We start from the raw sequence: 22,785 nt of genomic DNA on the forward strand, positions 1-22,785 counted from the left end.
TTCTATATTTTAAGCTTTTGGCTTAAGCGGATTATTGTTAATATCGGTTCTAACGATCAAAACATCTGCCAAAGCGTGTTGGTTAACGTATTCAGTAACTGAACCCATTAACATTCTTTCGACTGCATTCAAACCAGTAGCGCCCATCACGATCAAAGTATTCTCATGATCCTTGATGAAGTCGTAAGAAATAATTCTCTTAGGACTGCCGTAACGAATATGGTAATCAATATCATCGAAATCGAAATTATCGTGCGCCCATTTCTTCAAGCTCTTCAAATATTCTTCAGCATCTTGCGTCATTTGGTAAATTGTATCGCCAGAAATAAGGGTATCTTGCATTTCGCCCATAAATTGACGCGTATCAATTACGTTTAATACATCAACATGTGCATGATCAGTCATCGCAATTTTTACAGCCTTGTCAAAAGCTCTTTCAGCAGTTTCTGAACCATCAACTGGTACCAAAATACTTTCTTTTTCTTTAGCCAAAATTCTCATCTCCTAGGAACTATTCTTTTATTTTTAGTATTATAAGTTTATTTTAGCATAATTTTGTAAGCTGTTACTTCTTTAATAATTGTTTGCTAGCGTTTTTGTTGTTAGAATAATGTGCATAGCAAAAATGACAGAAGGGAGAGAATTTTTTGACTAAAAATTTAACTAATCAATTAATTGGTGTTACTAGCGGACGCAATTTTCGCGAACTTGGAGGATACAAGACTAATTCCGGTAAAACAATCAAAATGCATAAATTGCTTAGAACTGGTAATTTAGCAGACCTATCGCCTTTTGATAAGCAGTTTTTAACAGATTACGGTGTAAAATACGACGTTGACTTCAGAAGTAAAGAAGAAGTTCAAAATCAGCCTGACCGCGTTCCAGATGGTGTGGAATATATTTTTGATCCAGTTTTTAGTGAAGACTTAACCAACTCATCTAAGAGCTTGAACGATTTAAATAAGCAAGCAAGTGCGGACGCAGATTTTGGCTTTGATCACATGTTATTTGCTTATGAAGATATGATCGAAAGTGATTCTGCACAAAAAGCTTACCGCAAATTCTTTGACGTATTACTAAAAAACAATGTTGATGGTGAAAGTGTAATTTTCCACTGTACAGCAGGTAAAGATAGAACTGGCTTCGGTGCTATCCTTATTCTTAGTGCTTTAGGTGTCCCATTTAGTACAATTAAAAAAGACTATCTTTTAACGAATATTACAACCAAAGACTTCGTTGACAGTATGGTTGAACATGCCCGCCAAAATGGCCGTAACGATAATGTTTTACAATCAATCCGTGACATTCAGAGTGTACGTGCTGAATATATTGACCATGCAATCAAAGTCCTTAATGACAAATACGGTAGTATTAATAACTATTTACGTGATGTTATGAAGCTATCAAGTGCAGATATTATGAAGTTACGTAATATTTATTTAGAGGACTAGAGCAAATTAAATGACCCTTCACTTTTCTTGGTGAAGGGTCATTTGTTATAAAAATTATTCATATGAAAATTAACTTTCCAAAAAAATCTAGACGATTATATCTTAGGTTATTATTCTATGCCCACTTAACAAGTTTCGGGCCACTTATGTAAATTATTATCGTCTGTTGTTAATTGAATCACAATATAAATTGCTTAACTTACGATGCCCATTGGTATCACAAACTTTCTAAAAAATATAACTACTTACTTTTCTAGGTCATTGGACTCACCTTTTCTTTTGTATGCTTGATTTATATTTATTACTTATTTTCTTTACACCCATAATATACCATAGCTTATCTAAAAAATTAAAGCGCTTTCATTCAATTACTTAAAAAAAGAAATCAGCGTGTTTAAACCGATTCCTTCCATTCGATTATTCAAAATTCTGAAGCAAATATTCATAGATACTATCAGGATCTTTAAAATTCAAAAAATTGCGCAAGTCTTCTTCTGGAGTCTTTGCCAGGAAGTTCATTACTTGACTGAGCAGTTTGGCCTGTCCATCTGGATTAGTTTCTAAAAGCATGAACAAGAACTTAACTGAAAGCTCCTCATCTGGCCTAATCATATTATGAAAAACCACCGGATTTTCTAAAGCCACTGGAACAATCAGGCGCTTATTAACAAATTCTCCCTCTGTATGTGGAATAGCAATATTGGGCAAATTCTCACCTAAAGTTGATGTATCAAGGCCAGTTGGAAAATTGTGTTCTCTTTCAATAATATGAGCCAAAAAATCTCCTTTAACATAACCGAGATCTAGTAATTTATCATAAATTTCTTTTAACAGTTGATCCTGATTACTTTGAAAGCTAGTAAAAACCGCATCACGACTAAAGATTGCTGACTTGTTCATAAGATTACCTTCCTCAATTACTTACATCCTTGACTGTAAATAATCAAGACGTTTTTTTCAAGTAAATTCATGATAAAGTGAAAGAGAATTATAATTGTTTAAATATTACGAGGAGATAAAAATGGCAAAAACTAAGACACTTTACTTCGGTGCTGGCTGGTTCAATGATAAGCAAAACAAGGCTTACAAAGAAGCAATGGATGCTTTGAAAGAAAACCCTACTGTTGATTTGGAAAACAGTTACGTTCCCCTTCAAAATCAATACAAGGGCATTCGCGTTGATGAACATCCTGAATACCTTCACGATATTGAATGGGCATCAGCTACTTACCACAACGACTTAGTTGGGATTAAGACTAGTGATGTTATGCTTGGCGTTTATCTTCCAGACGAAGAAGATGTTGGCCTTGGTATGGAACTTGGTTATGCCTTGTCACGCGGTAAGTTCATCTTGTTGGTTATCCCAGATGAATATTATGGTAAGCCAATTAACTTAATGAGTTGGGGCGTAGCTGACAATGTTATTAAGATTAGTGAATTGAAGGATTACGACTTCAACAATCCACGTTTCGGCTTCTACGACGGCGCTGTATATTAGAGAAAAAGCAGGCAAAAATTTGCCTGCTTTTGGTTTATTTTTATTACATTTCATTAAAAGTAATCAACTTGCAATCTATTCTCTGAGCTAATTCCTTACATGAATCGGAAAAGCCGGTCTTTGAAAACAAAAAATACTTCTTACTTGCATAAGGGAAAAGTTCACTTTCTCTTATCAATTTTTCCAATATTTGTTTCGAGATTACCTCGTTTTTCCACTTGCACTCACCAAAGTACCCAACAATTTTATCTGGTGTAATCCCTACAATATCTAATTCAACTTGTTTCTTTGTCCTCTTATCTGATCCCCACCAATTATCCAAATAGATAAATGGTTCAGGGAACATTGTCTGATCCATCACGTGATCCCACATATAATCTTGCGATAACTTTTCAAATTCTGGTCCCATAAAATCATTGATATTCTTCTTAATTATTTCCAGAACCAATTCACTATTGCCACGTAAGATCATATTCATATATTTGCTGACAAAAGTATGCCAGAACCTAAACAAACCATCTTTAATTCGATAGATCGTCTTTTTAGAACGAGATTTACTCTCTTCAGTTACCGGTACTTTCTTCTCAATAATCCCTAAATCAATCAGATTTTTTAGACATGTTGTAACGGCCGAACTCTCCAAATGCGTCTTGGTTGCAATATCGTTTAATCTAGAAGCACCATCTGCAATGGCATTAATCACAGAATTATAGTTAGCCAGATTGCGCAATTCCTGTTTCAATAAATTATCTGTTTCTTGAAATAGTGGTGAATTAATTTCTAAAACATTGTCCTGAATATTCTGCCAAAGTGTCCTTTGATCTGACATATATGAAAGATACATTGGAACTCCACCAGTTATGGTGTTTAAGACAAAAACATCTTCTTTGTTCATAGCTGGAAAATATTCTTCAGCTTCATGCAAAGTAAACAGTAGCAATTTAAATTGGGCTGTTCTTCTTCCGTAAAGTGGACTTTTATATGCCAAAACTTGATTTTCCATAAATGACATTGACGAACCACAAAGGATCAAAAATAAGTTAGTATCTTTAAATTCTTGATCAATATATGACTGAAGCATTGAGCTAACAACAGGTGCTGATTGAGCCAAATATGGATATTCATCAATTACAAGCACTACTCTTCTTTGCCGAGCAATCCGGCTGATTTCTTGAAAGCACGCTTCAAGACTGCCATAGTTAAAGTTTGTCACATTATCATCACGATCAAAGTTAGCAATTGCCGTTGAAAAACGGACCAGGTTGTCATGAATATTTTCTTCTAATCCTACATAGTAAATTGCAGGTTTATCTTTAATGAACTCTCTAATCAAAGCAGTTTTCCCGATTCTTCTACGACCGTAAATAACTGCAAATTGAAACTTGTTTGTTTCATACAAAGATTCTAATTTTGCTAATTCTTTTTTTCTACCAATAAACATTTTTCTCGCACTTACTAAATTACGATTTAGTAAAATACGATTTACTAAAATATACTTTACTAAATTATACTTTAGTAAATTGCATAGGCGAAATAAAAAAGCTTATACAAGCTTTTTTCATTTATGCTTTATATCTAGACACACCGTTCAAGTATGTTTCGCTAAGTGTCATGTCTGGATTCAAGATTAAGAAGTCCGCATCTTTATCTGGCTTAATTGAACCACACTTGTCCAAAATATGACTACTCTTAGCAGCGGTGTAACTGGCCATCATCACTGCCTTTTCAGCAGTAACAATGTTCCAATCAACGACATTCTTCACACCGTCTTTCAATTGCAAAATTGAACCCGCTAGATTATCGCCATCTTTCAAACGAGCCATGCCGTCTTTTACATAAACAGGCAATTCACCAAGCATATAATCTCCGTCTGGCATCATTCCTGCTTCCATACAGTCCGTAATCAAAGCAATATGTTCTGGACCAACAGCATTAATCAAAGCCTTAGCCATTGATGGTTGAACGTGGTGACCATCACAGATTAATTCATCAGTTATATTATTTAAAGTCATTGCTGCATTTGAAATTGATGATGCATGATGACTTGGATCAGGCATCCCGTTGAAAGTATGTGTAAACATAGTTGCTCCTGCTTCAACACCTTCAACCGCTTCTTCAAAAGTTGCACTTGAGTGACCTAAAGAAATAACGATTCCTTCTTTAACAGCTTCACGGATGAATTCTTTAGAACCTTTACGCTCTGGTGCCATTGAAATCTTCTTAAGCATTCCATCTGATGCTTCAAGCCATTTATTAAATTCATTAATATCTGGATCCATCATATACTTTGGATTTTCAGCACCAGCGTGTTCTTCAGTAAAGAATGGACCTTCAAAGTGAATACCTTGAATCTTAGCACCAGTTTCTTCACCCTTGTGCTCTGCAAACATCTTACAGATCTTAGTTAAAGTATCACTACTTGCAGTAATTGTTGTTGGTAGCCAGGAAGTTACCCCTGCACTAAGAAGACCTTCAGAGAGCTTATTAATTCCCTTCCAATCACTCTTCATCACATCTTCTTTCAAAGAACCATGAATGTGTGTATCAACTAAGCCTGGTGCGACCCACTTACCAGAATAATCAACAATTTTACCTTCTGGTTTTTTACTTTCTGGATAGAAGAAGCCAAACTTGCCATCATCTTGAATTTCAAGATAGCCACCGTTTTCTGTCTTATTTTCTAAAAAGAATTTATCTGCGTGAATGTAATAAGTCATAATCTTCGCCTTTTTTAACCTAATCAATCTACTTTTTTAATATTTTATATCTTCTATTCTACACGGAAAAATTGGTCTTTACCAGTTATGAAACAATTAGCGAAAAAACTTTAACTTTTTCCGCTATAATAGAAAATAAAGAATATTTAGGAAGAAGAACTATGACACAAGATACGCAAATTAACAGACACCAATTAGGGCAACTCACTGGTGCAAACAAGCGTGATAATTACTATGAATTGCATTATGCAACAGGCGAAATTGCCCGCTTATATATTTTAGCTGATGGTGTTTTTCGTTTCTTTATTGATCCTACTAAGAATTTTAACGAAAATAACTCACCATTAGTTGATCTCAGTAAATTTAACAATCACTTTTTTGAAAAATCTGAACCAAGAGCAACTAGTGACTCACTTATTATCAGATCCGGAAATTATCAACTAATCTTCCAACAAAAACCAGCTTTAATGAGCATTTTTGATGAAAGACTTCACCGGATGCGCATGAGTCAAGCTAATCCAATTGAACTTGGAAGTGATCAAACCATTGAAATTCTGAAGCAAAATAAGAATGAATTTTACTTCGGTGGTGGTTTACAAAACGGCTCTTTCAGTCATAAAGGCAAGCACATTTCAATTAAATGCGATAACTTAACTGGTGACGGCGGTGTACTTAGTCAAGTGCCGTTTTTCTGGTCAAATGCTGGTTTTGGAGAGCTCAGAAACACTTTGAAGTTTGGAGAATATGATTTTGGTAAGTTGAACAAAGACGCTGCCATTATTAAGCATGAATCACCAATTTTTGATAATTTCTACATTATCGGCAATTCTCCAAGCGATATTTTGAGTAAATATTACTTGCTTACTGGTAAGCCAATGATGCTACCAAAGTATGCTCTAGATTTAGGGTATATGGGCAACTTCTTAACTACTCTGTGGCAGCCAAGCCAAGCTTCTGTTAGAAACGCTAGTCAATATGAAGATGGCACTTATTATGCAAGAACCACTAATCCAGAAGATGCCAGTGGTAAGGCTTCATTAAATGGTGAAGAAGAATATCAATTCTCTGCCCGTGCAATGATTGATCGCTATACCAAGCTGCACTTCCCATTAGGTTGGATCGTGCCAAATTATGGTATTAAAGATGTTAACCAAGATGCGATGAGCGTTTTCAATGATTATGCCAATACTCAGGGTGTTGAAAGTGGAATTTGGACCAACGATGCTAGTTCTGCTTTACCTAAGAACACTTCACTCATTGCAACTGATAATTCTCGAAGTAACGTCTTAGATCAGGACAATCGTAATTTAAAGGCTAATTTAAATCGTAAGCGTCCACTTGTCCTGAGTAGTAATGGCCAAACTGGTTCACAATCAAAAGCCGCTTTATTCTTCGGTGATACTGGCGGTAATTGGGAAAATATCGGAACACAGGTAGCCGGATTTTTAGGAGCAAGCTTATCAGGTGAACCACTAGTTGGTAGTGGTATTGATGGTAAAATTGGCGGGGGCAATGCTCAAATTGCCATTCGTGATTTTGAATGGAAAACTTTCACCCCATTATTATTTAGCATTAACGATCAAGGTCTCTATGACAAGACACCGTTTGCTTTCAATAACAAAATGACTCGCATTAATCGAGCATATCTTGCACTGCGTAGTCATTTAAAAAATTATCTTTACACTTTGATCTACCAAACTCGAAGCGGTGGCAGTATAATGCAACCTCTTTTCATGGAATTTCCTCATGAGCAAATTAATTACACTGAACAAGTTGGTCATGAATTCATGCTTGGTTCTAATTTGTTAATAGCGCCAATTACTAGCGGTCGTGAAGACAATAATGGCAATTCATGTAAGGATAACTTATATTTACCAAATCATCGAACAATGTGGATCGACCTTTTCACTGGTGAAAAGTACTTGGGTGGCCGCGTTTATAACAGAATGTCCTACCCAATCTGGCACTTACCAGTCTTTGTTCGCGGCGGTGCGATTTTTGATCTTGGTAAACGCAACTATGTCTTATATCCACAAGCTAAGAGTCAAGTAACCTTCTATGATGATAATGGTTTTACTGATTTTGCTCATAATCATACCGAAACAACTGTGACAAGCGAGCTCGATTCAAGTAAGTTGACCGTTACAATTGATCCCGTTAAGGGCGATTACACTGGTATGGAAACAAATAGCACTACAACTATCAACATTGTATGTGATACCTACCCTGACCGTGTGACTGTCAAAATTAACGATCAAATTGTCAACTTACCAGAGTCTGGAACAATTGATGCTTTCGCTCATATTAAAGAAGGTCTCTACTACAACACTAACTACAGTTGGTTACCTGAATTTGATCAATATCGCGAAGCTAAACAAAATGCTTTACAAATCAAATTGGCCAGTCGCGATATTACAGACAGCAAAATTGAAGTTATTATTCAAAACTTCAATTACGGTAGTCAAACTTTGGTTCACTCGATCACTGACTCTGTTTTATGTTCACCAAAATTGCCAATTGTTGATCCTGACAAGATTACTGCTCACTCATTGAGTGTTTCATGGCCAGAATCTACCGATAGCGTTCAATTCGAAATTAATGGTATTTTGTATGACGGTATTAGCGGGGGCAACTTCACCTTCCACGAATTAGAACCTAATACTCGCTACATTATGCGTATGCGCTACGTTGCCGGTAATAAAGTTTCTGAGTGGTCAGATCCATTTGGAGCAATTACCAAAAAAGCAGCAATTGATTATGCTGTTCATGATATTAATGTTGATTCTAACTATAAAGCAAATCCTGAGCACCCATTGTCCTACTTAACGGACTTGAAGCTCGCTTCTGAATGGCAAACTCAAAATGCTTTAACAGAGGATAACCCATTGACCTTAACTTTCAACTTCAATCAAGTTGAAGACTTAAGTCGAATGGTCTTTGTCCCTCGCAGCATTGATCGCGACGCTAACCCACTTGAAGTTAGTCTTGAGATTTCAACTGACGGCATCAGCTTCAAGCCATATGGTGACCGCATTAATTGGAAGAGCGATAGCAAGAATAAGGTTATCGGTTTGCGTAATATTTCTGCTAAAGCAATTCGTTTAACAGTTTACAAGGCAACAGGTCCAATCGTTGCTGCTCGTGAAGTAATGTTCTTTAGAGAAAAAGATTAATTAAATGAAAACAAACTAAAAGAAGTTATTCTCTTCGATTTAACGAATTGAATAACTTCTTTTTTCTAGATATTTTGTTTTAACCATTCAAGACTCAGTTTAAACCAACGTGCAGCATGCGGATTATTTTGCCATTCGCGTCCTTTTTCTACAACTTCAGGGCGCGCAATTGAAAAGCCATGCCCACCTTTTTCAAAAAGGTGAACTTCACAATTAACTTGATTATCATATAAAGCTTGAATATACTCAAGTGAATTGGAAATCAAAACCACTGGATCATCCCATGCCTGGAAAATAAATGTTGCGGGCGTTTCACGTGTAACACCAAGTGCACTATCTTTCAAATCTAGCTCTTGAGGAATATCATTTTCGGCTGCTTTAGGAATTGGAAAACCAATTTTTTCGATATTGATAAGTGGATAACCTAAAATTGTGGCATTTGAAATAACATTTTCTTTCTCAAAATGATATTTAGTTTGATACTTTTCACTAACTGCCATATTGTTGGCAACACTCACAACGTGACCACCAGCTGAAAAACCAATTGTCACAATCTTACTTGGATCAATATTATATTCTTCTGCATGATTTCTAAAATATTTGATTGTGCTTAACACGTCTAATCCAGCATCTGGATAAATAGCTCCTTCATCTTGAATTAGATTGTATTCCATTACCACACTATTAAAACCGTGTGCACAGTAACTTAAGGCTACTGGCTCACCCTCGCGTAAAGATAAATGATCAAAACTTCCACCTGGCACTACAATTATCAACGGCCTTTTTTGCAAAATAGTATTTGGGTTATCATTCAAGATATAAGTATGTATCTTAAATTGTCTATCATTAAAATTGGTGAGGGTTAGATTCTCTGTTTTCATATTAAGCCTCTTCTTTGCTCATTCCGCGAGCTAATAAAAATGTTGAAAGTGGTACTGTTAATAAAACACCAATTAATGAATAAAGAATTATCAAAGCTTCATTAACAAATAGCTTCTCATTAACAACTTCTCCAAAAGTATAGCCTAAACGGAAATACCATAAAAATAGCGATAAAAAACTACCAAACATCCCAAATAAAATCGTGTTCATTGCCGTGCCCAAAACATCATTACCAATAGCTGTCCCGCTCACTTCTAACTCTTTACGTGAAATATCAGGATGATGCTTCTTAAGTTCAAGCAAGCCCGAACTCATCGCTACTGCGGCCTCTGCAATTGCCCCTAAAGTTGAAAATATAGCAACTGTCACCGCAATCATAGGATAGCTCAAGCCCGGCATTTGTGACAATCCTACTAATACTTCTCCAGCTTTTGGACCAAGCCCTGCTGCTTGAGCCAGCCACTGACAGCCAATGATTAATACACTGATAATTAAACACACAACAAAAGCCGCATAGAAAGAATTTTTAGCAACAGTATAATCATGTGTCCCTAAGAAAATAATTGTAACTAATTTAAGCGGAATAAAAATTAATGTAATAATCGGAATGCTCAATCCCCATGATATCAGCATTGCCACCAAAATCAAAAGTAATGTGTTTATTAAAACACTGAAAAAGCTGCGAATCCCAGTTTCTCCACCAACTAAGGTCATCAAAACTGCCAAAACAATAATTAAGACCATCAAGGTACTCATTATTCTTCACCCCTCTTCCAGAATTTCAAGTCCGCTAGTGTTGGTTTATTTTTCAAGAAAAACAAACTGCAACCCGTTGCGAAGATAACTGTCAACACAATACTAATTGCTGAGATCACGCTTTGAGTTGCACCAAGCGACAGAGTAAAGCCAAAGGCAGAACCTAATGAATTGTTATCACGCAAATAAAGAATAGTCATTGGCAATTCTTCCGCAATAAAAATCAAAACCAAAACATTGATTAATGGCCCCATAATTTCCTGACCCATTGTTCGACCACTCTTAATTAATTGAGCAGCAGTAATGTCTTTTTTGACTTGAACAACTTCATACAAACTAGAAATAATATCAGTAGCCTCATCCATGACCGCACCAAGCACACCAAGTAAAGTCTGTGCTAAAAATATCCCCCGTGGATCTTGAGTTGCGTAGTCACCTGTCTCATACTTCATTTCTGTTTCACCAGTAAGCTTCATGATCAAATAACATAAGGCAAATGAAACAAATACTCCGAGTAGTGTAGCTAGCCACGTTGCTAACATTTTTTTGTTAAAACCTTGCACGATCAGCAAACTAAAGAATGAAAAGACTACATCTGCTAAGCCAAAAAGTAAGATGATGTATGTTCCGTTTAACTTTACATCTAACAAAATCACGCCGTAAAAGATTACCCAGCTAAGTGCCATTGAAACAGTTAACGCTAAAGCATGCCGTCCTGATATTGCGACCATCAATGCAAGGGTAATGGTTAAGACCAATACTAATACCCAATCACGCTTAGGATTGCCTAGAGCAACATTGCCTTTTTTGATACTGACGAAAATCCGTTGCCCTGCGCGATATTTTTGCGTTACTAATTGTGAAGGATAATAAACATTCTTCTCAGTGAAAGTCTGTCCACGATATTTTCCTGATAAAACCTTAAGGTGAATAGTCTGCTCTCTTGTTTCATCCTCATTAGCATAGACATCTTTATTTTTTTCGACTAGCCGATCCTTAATATGGGTATCGGTAATCACTGCCACATCGTCTTTTTGATAAACTCCAGTTAGAAAATACACTCCAGCTGTTAAAGCTAGGCCCAAAGTTAGAATAATCAAAGCGATCCAATATCGTTTTTTCAATTTCATGCTTCTCCCTAAATTAATTACGTTATGCTTCTAATTTAAAACAAAAAACGACTTTTGAGAAAGTCGTTTTCATAATCTTAATAATTTAGAAACCTTTGCCACCAGTGCTTCTTCTCTTTTGGCAATTGCATATCAGCAAGAGTACGATGACTATTTTCAATAGCACGCTTTTCAGCATTTTCTTTTGCTTTTTGAAGAATTTCAGAATGAACCTCGGTCTTAGACTTATGAGCATCTGCTTCAATTTCTTTACGCTTTTCCTCACGCGTCTGAGTCTTAGGCTCATTTACTGAAACAATTCCAGAGATATCCGGCATAGCTGCAATCTTTGGATCAACTTCAATCTCTGTATCATTCTTTGGTGCAGATAATTGTTTTTGTTGTTCAATTAAATCCTTATTTTGCTTTTCAATCCGATCCAATTGCTTTTGTAACTCTAAAATTGCATTATTTTGGTGAGCAATCGTCTGCTGTAAGGCACCCAATAATTTAACCATTTGGGCGGTATCAACGAGTTGATCATTTTTTTCAGTTTCTTTTTCTTCCACTTTTTCTTTAGCTTGATCAACTGCATAAATTTGACGAGCAGCTTCTTGCAAGGTTAAGCCACTATTTTTGGCTAAATTATAAAAAGCATCTAAATCTTCGATATCTTTTTTGGTATATAAGCGCGCCTTTTGTTTTGTTCTTTCAAAATAATTGCTATTGCCGGTAACTTTTTCAACAATTAGCGAATATTTTCTTAATGTAGCAACACTAATTCCCAGTTTTTTAGAAGCTGCTGCTGGTGCATCTAATTCTTCAAAATTGTGCTTGTTACTAGTCATTTTACTCCTACTCCTCAGCTACTAATTAATCGTGCTTGTGAAGCAAATTTTTCTTATGATCATATCGTGCTTGACCAGCTTCGATTAACTTAGTAATCAATTCAGTATAAGGGATCCCAGCTTCTTCAAAGAGCTTTGGATACATACTGATATTGGTAAAACCAGGCAAAGCATTGACTTCTGTTAAAACAACTTTGCCATCTGGGGTAAGCATTGAGTCAATTCTAGCTAAACCTGAACATTCAGTTACTTGGTAAACCTTTAATGCATTTGAACGAACAGTTTCAACAATATCAGCTGGCAAATCAGCTGGAATTTGTAATTCAGAAGTTGAATTATCAGCATATTTATTTTCGTAAGTGTAGAATGAACCTGCCTGATTAGTAATTTGACCAACACCAGCAACAAGTGGCTTGTCATTACCTAATACTGCAGTTTCCACTTCAGTACCTGGAACTGTTTCTTCAACTAAAACTTTGTCGTCATATTTGAACGCTTCGTCTAAAGCCTTCTTGTATTCTTCAGCGTTAGTAACGTGGTTTACACCAACTGAAGAGCCTTGGTTTGAAGGCTTAACAAACATGTCATGACCTAATTTTTCAGCAACTTTGTCGTAATTTAATTTATCACTATTCTTATCATCGTAATCAGTACGCTTAATTGCAATCCAGTCAGAAACAGGAACACCTACGCGTTGAGCCAAGATCTTAGTGAATTCCTTGTCCATAGTAACAGCTGCTGAGAGAATATCATCACCAACAAATGGCTTATCAAGAATTCTGAATAAACCTTGAAGCCCACCGTCTTCACCCAAGTTACCATGAACGATTGGGAAGAAAATATCAATTTCTGGCAAGTTAGCCAATTCAATCAAATTAGAAATATTAGTTACCTTATGAGGGTTCTTAACTTGATATTTAGGATCTTTCAAAACTTTAAAAGATTCTTCTTCATTAGCAAAGTAGCCATCGTTAGTAACCCAAATTGGGTGTACATCAAACTTCTCTTTATCAATTGCGTTGTAAATGTTGTGACCTGAAACGATAGAAACTTCATATTCAGAAGAATTTCCACCAAAAATCAAACCGACTTGTATTTTTTTAACCATTTATTTTTACCTCTTAATAATTGTTACCAAACTTTAATTATACGCAATTATTTTAAAAAAAACGTAAATTCCTAAAACATTTTTCTCTAAAGCATTTTCACTATGGAGTATAATTACAGTATCAGTAATAGAAAGGAGTTACTGCATGTTTTTTAAGAAAATTTCAATTGCTGTAATTAGCAGTGTATTGTTATTAATGCCTGTTAGCAGCGTAGTTAATGCCGCAACTTTTACAAGTGGTGAAATTAACCAAATACAGCATCTTCAAAAAGAATATACTGAGCTAGATAAAACTAAATACAGCATTGAGAATATCTATCAAACTAAGCCACGTTTGAAAGAAAAATTTTCAGCTGGTAGTTTGAAAGATAGCTATATTAACAGCCAAATTGCTTACATCAACTATTACCGCAGTCTGTTTGGACTTTATCCAGTAACAGCTGATTCTACTGCTAATAATAGTGCTCAAAAAACAGCTGCAGTAATGGCAGCAATTAACGCTAATCCGTTTGTGAACCAACATGGCTTGCCTGCTGACACGCGCCCTAATTATGTCAGTAAGTCAACCTGGAAATTGGCACAAAGCACATCGCAAACTTCTAATTTAAACTTTAATGTTACTAATCAATCAGCTGGCGATGTCATTACCGACCTACTTACTGATCATTATAACTTAACCGGTTCAGATACAGGACACAGAGCATGGCTACTTTCAACTAGACTTTCAACAACAGGAGTAGGTGCAGTTTATGGCAACAATGGTTATCGTTATTCTGTGCAAAAGGTCTTAAATGTTAATGACATTTTTAGAACCGCCAGCCAACCAGTTGTTACTTATCCTAACTCTGGTGTCTTTCCGATTGAATTAATCAAAGGAAAAAATATTGCCTGGTCAATCTATTTTTCAAATAAAACTTACAGTGGAACGCCAATAATTGAAATTACTGATAATGATACAGGCAAAACTTATTCAGCAACCAACGTAACTAATTATAGTAAAGCTGGTTACGGCAACTTCAAGACAGTTATTACTTATTCACCGGGAAAGATGCCGATTATTGAGGGGCATGAATACACTGTTAATATTCACGGGCTTTACAAATACACCTTTAAGTTATTCAAGCAAGATATCAGCGGACAAACTCAAACAGCTACTACCAGTTCCAACTCTGATTCAGCTGCTAGTTATGAGAAAGCTGCCGTTCAACAAGATACTCACGCTGATTCTTCAATGGCAAAAGTAAGTGGAAAGATTTGGGCTATTTTCAATCCAAAAATTAAAGACTTCAGAAATATCAATTATTTTGAAGTGCTCAAGAACGGAAAATGGCATAACAATTTTTTTCTAAAACGCGTTCTACAACTCAAATAATCAATAAGAGTATTATTAACTAACAAAAAAAACTGAAGCGAAATGCTTCAGTTTTTTTGTATCTTAACTTTATAAAACTTTTGATAAAAAGTCCTTAGCACGCTCGCTAGTTGGATGATCGAAGACTTCATCCGGTGTGCCCTGCTCTTTTAAATAGCCATCGGCCATAAACCAAATTTCATCAGCTACTTCACGGGCAAAGCCCATTTCGTGAGTAACAACCACCATTGTCATCCCTGAATCGGCTAATTTTTGCATAGTTTTTAAAACTTCGCCAACCATTTCAGGGTCAAGCGCACTAGTCGGCTCGTCAAACAACATCACTTCTGGATCCATTGCTAAGGCTCTTGCAATAGCCACACGCTGTTGTTGACCACCAGAAAGGCTAGTTGGAAATTGCTTTGCATGATCCTTTAAGCCAACTTGATCAAGCAACTCTAAGGCTCTTTTTTCGGCATCAGCGTCACTTACGCCTTTAACTTTCATTGGAGCTAATTTGATATTTTCCAAAACATTCATATTAGGAAATAAGTTGAAATTTTGGAAAACCATTCCCATTTTTTCTCTTAACTGGTCCAATTCCTTACCATCTTTTAAGCTAGCTAGGTCTGTTCCATCAAACACAATCTTACCTGAAGTTGGCGTTTCCAACATGTTTAAGCAACGCAAGAATGTACTTTTACCTGAACCAGATGGGCCAATAATACAAATAACTTGTCCTTTTTTAACTTCAGCAGAGATATCTTTTAATACCTCATTGTGGCCGAAGTTTTTCTTTAGATGTTCAATTTCAATCATTTCATTAGCCATTGTGTTTCATCCGTTTCTCAAAGATATTCAAAATTCTTGTTAAAGTAAAGGTCATAATGAAGTAAATAATCATCGCAATAAAGAGTGGCAAAACGCCCCGGTAAGTTGAAGTCTGAATTAACTGTGTCTGATACATCAATTCAGAAACACCGATTACAGAAACTAGTGAACTATCCTTTAACAAAGTAATAAATTCGTTACCCAAAGCTGGCCAAATATTCTTAATCGCTTGTGGAATAACGACATAGCGGTAAGTTTTCTTCTGGCTCAAACCCAGTGAACGAGCAGCTTCAGTTTGACCTTTAGCAACTGAATTAATTCCTGATCGAATATCTTCAGCAACATAGGCACCTGAGTTAAGACCAATCGCAATAATACCGGCCATTACAGCTGAAAGCCCAGGAATAATGTAACCAACACCGAAGTAAACAAATAAGATCTGTACCATCTGTGGAGTACCACGAATGAATTCGATATAGGCAATTGCAAGCCAGCGGAAGATCTTCACATCTGACAATCTCATTAATGCCAAGATCATTCCAAGAACAATCCCGATCAAGACGGAAAAGATAGTAATGACAATTGTGTACCAAATACCTTTAACAAAATATGGTGCATATTTAGCCATTGTATTATTTTTATTAGCAGTCTTCATGTATTTAGCTGCTGCTGGCAAGTAATCTTTATCGATTAAATTATCTTTTTTAACATGATCAATCGTCTTATTAACTTGAGCAACTAAATCACTTTGTCCCTTAGCAATCGCAATCGCATTACCTGCTTGTGGTTCTTTTAAGTCAGACTTAACAGCGTAAAGGCTAGAATTATTCTGAGCATATGCCTTAGCAATCAATTCTTCAACAACCACACCAGCAACCTTGCCTGATTGAAGTGCCAAAACTAAGTTGTTAATTTTGCCTAAGCCCTTAACTTTTGATTGCTTCATTTGCTTTTGCACTAAGTTGTACTGGATACTACCAGTTTGTGCACCTAATGTTTGGCCTTTAAATGATTTAATATTGGTGTATTTACTTCTATCTCTTTTATTGATTAAGAAATATTCACCACTTGGACGGTAGTAAATTTTGGAAAAATCAACGCTCTTTTTACGTTCTGGAGTTGGTGACATTGCGGAAATAACCATATCAATCTTTCCAGTTTCAAGAGCCACTAATAATGAGTCAAAGCTCATGTTTTTAATTACCAATTTGGCATTAAGATCTTTAGCTATATCTTTAGCTAATTCAATATCAACTCCAACATATTTTGTCTTACCATTTTCACTGGCAGTAAATTCAAGTGGTGGATAGTCAGCTGACGTACCCACGACTAATTGTTTTGTCTTTTTAATACGTTTTAAAACTGTCCCTTCTTCTACCTTCTTATTACTTGCTGCAGAAACAGGCTGCGCAAAGGAAATAAAGGTGGAAAGGAGCATGATTAGCGACATTAAGAGCGCTATAATTTTTGACTTTTTCATAATTGACTCCCGTATAAATTAAAAAATAATTAAATATTATTCAGTATACCATTTTTCATTACAAAAACAACAAAAAAGAGAAGCAGAAGTAAAATTTCCGTTTCTCTTCAATCCTAATTAGCAGTAGTGATCTGCCAAGGAATTGCACATAAGATATAGATAATTACACCGATAATAACGAAGTCCAGAAATACTCCGCTACTAATCTCAAGCAAGTATCCGACTCCAGCTAATGGTAAAGCTTCCACATTAAAGAAAACTGGAATTATCGCAAGCAATCCACTGATCAAAATAATCCAAAAACCAGCCCACATCCCTGAAGCAGTTATGTCATGAATTAAAGCCTTAATACTGCTGCGCTCTTTCATTTCACGAATTAATGAAACTAACGCAATAATTGTCACAATTACAATAATAATATTTACTACAAAGAGTAATACCGCAATATTGGCTCCTAAAGTTACAACATTTAAATTAAAGGCACGATTAACAAAATAGATTGCATTATTTTTTTGTCTAAGTAGTTTCTTGCGAACGACTTGAGCATCACTAGATGCACCTTTATCAATACTTTCATCAATATCGTTAAGAATCTGCTCAGCTAGACTCGTACTATTAAATCTGACCATATGAATACCCAATGAATAATCAATAATATGATCAGCAATTGGTTGAGCCTGCTGAATAGTTAATAAATTAGAGTCTGATTCATGTTTGGCTCCAATTAAATCTGCTAGCGTATCAAAATGGCTATCTACTTGCCGCACAATGACTGCTTTATTGTTACTAGTTCGGATTTGCCCTTTCATAAATATCGGGTTTAAAAAAGTAACTGTGATCATTGTTAGCATCACGATAATCAACATCATAAATGCTAGTGTTTGTTTATATTTGCTATTCTGCTCTTGATCCATGCGTCGTAAATCAGCACGTGAGCCATCAACCATAAAACTTCCCCTTTAGCTGATAATGTCTTTGCCCTCGTCGAACATCGTGTCAATTGCTTTATGAACACTTTCCATATCAGCTGATTCAATAATATCTTGTCCTTCTTGCAAGGCTTGATCAATTTCTTCAGGCTTGCAGTGACAGAAGCTAAACATTAATGCACTGGTAGCATAATCAGCTAAATTAGTTGCAGTTAAATGATACTTCTTACGTTCATGATAGAGCCGGCCAACGCCGATTGTAACGAAGCTAATTCCGCTTTCTATTTCATCTTGACTAGCGTCAATATCATCAAACAAGTGAATGCTATTAACCCAGCTGAATAACATTGATGACCAGTTATCTAATGTTTCATCATTAGTAAAGGCTTGTGAAATAATTCGGTCAAGTCCTTCATCATGCATCCCTAAAACACCAATTGTATAAATGAATGCCTTCATGTGAGCATATGGTGAGAAATGTTCAATCTTGTCATAGCAGTCAACTTGAGTGCCCAAAGTTGTAAATAAGTTGCGGACAATATCGCTGATCAGCTTAGACTTATGTGGATAATATGATTGCAAAAGTGATTTAGAGATGCCAGATTTTTCTGCAATCATTTGCAAAGAAACATTATCCATACCATTTTCTCTAATTAAGCGAAAAGTATTCCCAAGAATAACTCTTCTTCTTTGCATATTTTTTCGTCTTGCCATTAGTAAAACTCCCGTACTTATATTTTCACCAATATGTTTTTTATGTTTAATTATATCAACCTCATCGCTTGATGAATAGAAAAAACTATCATGTGTTAAGAAAAAGCAATCCCAACCGAGGTAAGGATTGCTTTTTTGGGATAATATTCCTAATTATTTCAAACGATTTTGTTCATCAAAGATTTGGTGAATTGAACGATCGTTGTATACATAATCAATACCACGAGCAAGTAATTGATCAACAGAAATTCTAACCATTCTGTCTGGGTAATGACTGTGTTTGATAGTATCAGTCACAACAATTTGCTCAACTGGCAATTGGTTAAGAACCTCAATTGCATCTTTAGAAAGGAGTGCGTGAGTTGCAGCTACATAAACCTTAGTAGCACCAGCTGCTAAAACAGATTTAGTTGAAGCAGCAATTCGGGAACCAGTATCAATCAAGTCATCAACAATAATACATTTCTTTCCCTTAACATCTCCGATCATGTCATGAACTTCAGTATCATAACGTGCACCGCGTTGATCAACAATTGCAATTGGTGCATCGAAGTATTGACCAAAGTTACGAGCAAGCTTAGCGCCTGAGTGGTCTGGTGATACAACAACAACATCGTCTTCACCCTTGTCAGCAATCCCGTTGTCTAAGAAATATTGGGCAAGAAGTGGCATTGCATGAAGATGATCGACTGGAACATTGTAGAAACCTTGAATTTGAGAAGCATGAAGGTCAACTGCAATTAAACGATCCATTCCAGTCAATTGCAATAAGTTAGCGATCAGCTTAGCAGTGATTGGTTCACGTGAGCGAGTCTTAGTATCAGAACGTGAATATGCCAAGTATGGAATGACAACATTAACCTTATTAGCTGAAGCACGGTGTAAAGCATCTAAGACGATTTCAAGTTCCATGAAGTTTTCATTAACTGGGTCTTGAATTGATTGGATGACAAAAACATCACAACCTCTGACAGTTTCACCAATGTTAACTTGAATTTCACCATCACTAAAATGATGTACGGCTGTTTCAATTAATGGTTGGTTTAGAATTGCCGCAATCTTTTCATTCAATGCAGGATTACCGCCTAACCCAATAACTTTCATTGGGTGAAGCATTTCGTGAAGTTGTTCTTTATTAATGTCCATAGCTACCTCTTTTTAATAAAAAATCATATACAAGTTCATTATAACCAAAAAGTGTCCTAATTGCTTGAAAAACAATAAAACTAACAAAAAATCCAAAATTCTTTTTCAGAATCTTGGACCAAATCTTTGTCTTTAATTATTTACAAAAATCTTTAATTAGATCTAATAATTTCAAGCTCTTAACAGCATAACTATTATGCGTTTGACGCGGCATTAAAATCAAGCGACCATTTGGGATCAACTGGCTGTACCAGCGAACATGCTCTACTTTTACCCAATCTTTTTCACCAACCACACACAAAGTTGGAGTTTGAATCTCTTTAAGCTTATCTTCTGAAATAAAACTTTCAGTTAATTCTACGCGGCTATCGCGATCAAGCTTTAAGAAACGATGAAAACCTTCAGTTAAGTAATGATATGGTCGAATTCCAGCGCCATTAACAAAGACGCCAGCTACAACCATTTTTTTAAACAAATGCGGATAATCACTTGCAAGCATCATCGCTACTAAGCCACCAGCATCAAAGCCAAAACAGTAGCATCCTTCAATGCCAACCTGCTTAATAAAAGAATAGACATCTTCCGCTTCAGTCTGGTAGTGCTCTGCAATTTCACCTTCGCTTAATCCATGTCCACGCATGTCTAAAATATAGACGGTGTAATATAGCGATAGCGGTGATACTAACTTATCAAACATCCCACCATCTAAGTGATGCCCGTGAAGTAAAAGTAGCGGCTCGCCTTTACCTAATTTGTGGTAATAAAGCTTAACCCCATTAACCTTTTCGATCATTGCTGCTCCCTTCACTTGCACTATAGATTTGCTTAGATTCTGATTTTTCTTTTCTACGCTCAGCAATCAAGCTTTTGATAATAATCTTCCAAACAAACCAATTAGCCTTAAAGTTATCTGGAACCATCTTTAAATTAAAGTTGTGCACCATACTATCATCTCGCTGCCAGTAGTGGTATAACGGCTGAGTATCACGATAAAAGCCATCGCTGATTGCAATATACTTTACATTGAAAATTTGATCTTCCATAAAGGCTAGCTTCTTTACAAATTCCATACCATGCTTCTTAACAATAGTAGACTTGTAACCTTTATTCCAAGTGTAACCTTTAACTGATGAGGTGAAGGCATGATTGAAAAACATTGAGCCTAAGAAATTTACAATTTCACGATACGTCTGTACCTTAGTAAGCATTTTAGCAGGCTTGAACTTAGCCGCAGGAATAGACTTATCGCCATGTTCATAATCAATATAAAAGCCACAACAAACCATTGCAGCCTCTGGATGCTCGTGAAAAGCTCGCACAAAATAAGCGGTATAATCAGGTTCTACCCAATCATCACCGTCATGGAAGGTAAAATAAGGCGTGTCAACATTTTCCATGCCGACATTACGAGCATCGGATAAACCACCGTTAGGTTTATTAATAATGCGGAAATATTTGAATTTATCGCGATATCCTTCCGCAATTTCTCTCGTTTTATCTTTAGAACCATCATTGACAATTAGCAATTTAAAATTTGGATCGGTTTGATCAGCTAAGTGGTCAAGCGCTCTAGCCAGATACTTTTCCATATTGTAAACTGGCATAATTACTGTAAGTTCTGGTTGCTCTAACATAAATTGTCCCCCATATTGGACTTATTATACCATCAACCTTACCTACTTTGTAATTTTGCCATTATTAAGCTTTTAATAAGGCGGATTAAGATTACTTAAACTTGACGAATCTGGAAAATAATTTAGTATAATGATTCGTAACTTAAAGGAGAAATAACAAAATGAAAAAAATAATCACATTCCTAGCAGTTTTACTTGCTAGCTCAGTCGCGTTATTTGGTTTCAAAAATAATTCTGTAAAAGCTGATACCGATGACACTCCCATTGTAACTTTAGGAACATCCTTAACTGATAGTCAAAAACAAGGAACAATCAAAACCTTAACTGCTCCATTAAACGGCAGTAACTATCAAGTAATTACTGTTACAGGGGACGATTTAGTTAAGTATTTGAATCCATCAGGTGACAACTTCACCACTTCTTCTGGTGTCTGGTCTAGTGCTATGATCCAAAAGACTAGTTCTGGTTCAGGAATCAATGTTAAGATCTTGTCTTACAACGGTAAAAATAATATTACAACGATCACTGCTAACCAATACAAGAATGCTGCCTTAACTGCCGGAATTACAGACGCTAACATCTATGTAACTAGTGCTGTTCCAATTGATGGTTCAGGCGCTTTAGCTGGTGTCTACGCAGCTTACGCTAAAAATGGCAATGCTTTGAACCAAAAACAAGTTAATGCAGCACAAGACGAAATGAATACATTGAGCGGCATTACGCAAGAAAATAAAAATAAGGATGGCTACAGCGACTCACAATTAAACAACGCTGTTGCTGGCGCAAAACAAGATATGGCAAAGATTGGTAATAACATTTCTGACAGCCAAATTCGTGATATTGTTAATAATCAAATCAAAATTAACCACTTAGGTGACACAATTAACAACAATCAAAAAAATCAAATCATCAATGTTTTGATTGGTGTTCGTGATTCCGGTGCTTTAAAGAGCAGCAACTTCAAGCAACAAGCCGCTGCTTTATCAAGCAATATCAAAAATGGAGCTAAGAATATTTTTGATAAGTTCAATACCCAAGAAAACCGCAATTTCTTGCAACAACTTTGGGACAACATTGTTAACTTTATAAGCAATTTATTCAAATAAAAACATTCTAAGCTTAATAGTGAATTAATTATCCGACGGGATAATTGATTCA

The 22,785-nt window shown here is 35.9% G+C and carries 21 protein-coding genes; 5 read left to right on the forward strand and 16 right to left on the reverse strand.

The genetic code is table 11. From position 1 onward, the window contains the following. Positions 1–9 precede the first annotated feature (9 nt). Positions 10–501 carry a universal stress protein gene (locus tag FC46_RS05570; RefSeq protein WP_157046785.1) on the reverse strand — a complete coding sequence of 164 codons (492 nt, stop codon included), beginning with the start codon at positions 499–501 and terminating at the stop codon, positions 10–12. A 146-nt stretch (positions 502–647) separates the two neighbouring features. Here FC46_RS05570 and FC46_RS05575 point away from each other — a divergent pair, with 146 nt between their 5' ends. After that, positions 648–1,451, forward strand: a complete 804-nt coding sequence (locus tag FC46_RS05575; RefSeq protein ID WP_057798679.1) for a tyrosine-protein phosphatase — start codon at positions 648–650, stop codon at positions 1,449–1,451. Between the two features lie 417 nt (positions 1,452–1,868). On the opposite strand, the gene FC46_RS05580 is transcribed toward FC46_RS05575, so the two are convergent. Further along, positions 1,869–2,351 carry a PTS sugar transporter subunit IIA gene (locus FC46_RS05580; RefSeq protein WP_057798681.1) on the reverse strand — a complete coding sequence of 161 codons (483 nt, stop codon included), beginning with the start codon at positions 2,349–2,351 and terminating at the stop codon, positions 1,869–1,871. Between the two features lie 121 nt (positions 2,352–2,472). Between FC46_RS05580 and FC46_RS05585 the strand changes: the two genes are divergently transcribed. Next, positions 2,473–2,949, forward strand: coding sequence for a nucleoside 2-deoxyribosyltransferase (locus tag FC46_RS05585; protein ID WP_057798683.1), 477 nt, complete (start codon positions 2,473–2,475; stop codon positions 2,947–2,949). Positions 2,950–2,992: 43 nt separating this feature from the next. Here the strand turns inward: FC46_RS05585 and FC46_RS05590 are convergent, their stop codons facing one another. Together FC46_RS05590 and nagA are read right to left on the reverse strand one after the other, a co-directional pair. Next, the gene (locus tag FC46_RS05590; protein WP_057798685.1) at positions 2,993–4,390 is read right to left on the reverse strand and encodes an ATP-binding protein; all 1,398 of its coding nucleotides are present in this window, start codon (positions 4,388–4,390) and stop codon (positions 2,993–2,995) included. A 121-nt stretch (positions 4,391–4,511) separates the two neighbouring features. Next, positions 4,512–5,666, reverse strand: coding sequence for an N-acetylglucosamine-6-phosphate deacetylase (nagA, locus tag FC46_RS05595; protein WP_057798687.1), 1,155 nt, complete (start codon positions 5,664–5,666; stop codon positions 4,512–4,514). Positions 5,667–5,827: 161 nt separating this feature from the next. Here nagA and FC46_RS05600 point away from each other — a divergent pair, with 161 nt between their 5' ends. After that, on the forward strand, positions 5,828–8,839 hold the full coding sequence (locus tag FC46_RS05600; RefSeq protein ID WP_057798690.1) for a TIM-barrel domain-containing protein: 3,012 nt from the start codon (positions 5,828–5,830) through the stop codon (positions 8,837–8,839). Positions 8,840–8,904: 65 nt separating this feature from the next. On the opposite strand, the gene FC46_RS05605 is transcribed toward FC46_RS05600, so the two are convergent. The 5 genes from FC46_RS05605 to FC46_RS05625 form a co-directional block, all read right to left on the reverse strand. Next, a complete protein-coding gene (locus FC46_RS05605; RefSeq protein WP_057798692.1) occupies positions 8,905–9,720 on the reverse strand; it encodes an alpha/beta hydrolase in 816 nt (271 codons plus the stop codon). Position 9,721: 1 nt separating this feature from the next. Beyond that, a complete protein-coding gene (locus FC46_RS05610) occupies positions 9,722–10,477 on the reverse strand; it encodes a YibE/F family protein (protein WP_057798694.1) in 756 nt (251 codons plus the stop codon). Then, entirely contained in the window at positions 10,477–11,607 is a 1,131-nt protein-coding gene (locus FC46_RS05615; protein ID WP_057798696.1) for a YibE/F family protein, read from the reverse strand. Before FC46_RS05615 ends, FC46_RS05610 begins: the two co-directional genes overlap by 1 nt. A gap of 77 nt (positions 11,608–11,684) precedes the next feature. Continuing rightward, entirely contained in the window at positions 11,685–12,434 is a 750-nt protein-coding gene (locus FC46_RS05620; protein WP_057798698.1) for a MerR family transcriptional regulator, read from the reverse strand. A 25-nt stretch (positions 12,435–12,459) separates the two neighbouring features. Next, on the reverse strand, positions 12,460–13,542 hold the full coding sequence (locus FC46_RS05625) for a D-alanine--D-alanine ligase family protein (RefSeq protein ID WP_057798700.1): 1,083 nt from the start codon (positions 13,540–13,542) through the stop codon (positions 12,460–12,462). A 145-nt stretch (positions 13,543–13,687) separates the two neighbouring features. On the opposite strand from FC46_RS05625, the gene FC46_RS05630 reads away from it, so the two are divergent. Beyond that, entirely contained in the window at positions 13,688–14,914 is a 1,227-nt protein-coding gene (locus FC46_RS05630) for a CAP domain-containing protein (RefSeq protein WP_057798703.1), read from the forward strand. Between the two features lie 69 nt (positions 14,915–14,983). Here FC46_RS05630 and FC46_RS05635 read toward each other — a convergent pair whose 3' ends face one another. The 7 genes from FC46_RS05635 to FC46_RS05665 form a co-directional block, all read right to left on the reverse strand. Then, a complete protein-coding gene (locus FC46_RS05635; protein ID WP_275452843.1) occupies positions 14,984–15,724 on the reverse strand; it encodes an amino acid ABC transporter ATP-binding protein in 741 nt (246 codons plus the stop codon). Continuing rightward, complete coding sequence (locus FC46_RS05640; protein ID WP_057798705.1) at positions 15,717–17,204, reverse strand: ABC transporter substrate-binding protein/permease; 1,488 nt, start codon at positions 17,202–17,204, stop codon at positions 15,717–15,719. The genes FC46_RS05635 and FC46_RS05640 overlap by 8 nt, the downstream gene beginning before the upstream one ends. 113 nt (positions 17,205–17,317) lie before the next feature. Then, positions 17,318–18,151 (reverse strand): hypothetical protein, encoded by an 834-nt coding sequence (locus FC46_RS05645; protein WP_057798707.1) that lies wholly within the window; start codon positions 18,149–18,151, stop codon positions 17,318–17,320. Between the two features lie 12 nt (positions 18,152–18,163). Then, on the reverse strand, positions 18,164–18,847 hold the full coding sequence (locus tag FC46_RS05650) for a TetR/AcrR family transcriptional regulator (protein WP_057798709.1): 684 nt from the start codon (positions 18,845–18,847) through the stop codon (positions 18,164–18,166). A 153-nt stretch (positions 18,848–19,000) separates the two neighbouring features. Beyond that, on the reverse strand, positions 19,001–19,987 hold the full coding sequence (locus tag FC46_RS05655) for a ribose-phosphate diphosphokinase (protein ID WP_057798722.1): 987 nt from the start codon (positions 19,985–19,987) through the stop codon (positions 19,001–19,003). Positions 19,988–20,129: 142 nt separating this feature from the next. Next, a complete protein-coding gene (locus tag FC46_RS05660) occupies positions 20,130–20,786 on the reverse strand; it encodes an alpha/beta fold hydrolase (RefSeq protein WP_057798711.1) in 657 nt (218 codons plus the stop codon). Beyond that, positions 20,770–21,627, reverse strand: coding sequence for a glycosyltransferase family 2 protein (locus FC46_RS05665; protein WP_057798713.1), 858 nt, complete (start codon positions 21,625–21,627; stop codon positions 20,770–20,772). The genes FC46_RS05660 and FC46_RS05665 overlap by 17 nt, the downstream gene beginning before the upstream one ends. Positions 21,628–21,788: 161 nt before the next feature. On the opposite strand from FC46_RS05665, the gene FC46_RS05670 reads away from it, so the two are divergent. Beyond that, positions 21,789–22,733: a DUF1002 domain-containing protein gene (locus tag FC46_RS05670; protein ID WP_057798715.1), complete on the forward strand. Its 945-nt coding sequence runs from the start codon at positions 21,789–21,791 to the stop codon at positions 22,731–22,733. The last annotated feature ends 52 nt before the right edge of the window (positions 22,734–22,785 follow it).

Origin of the sequence: Lactobacillus kalixensis DSM 16043, from assembly GCF_001434335.1 — a bacterium.
Taxonomy (GTDB): domain Bacteria; phylum Bacillota; class Bacilli; order Lactobacillales; family Lactobacillaceae; genus Lactobacillus; species Lactobacillus kalixensis.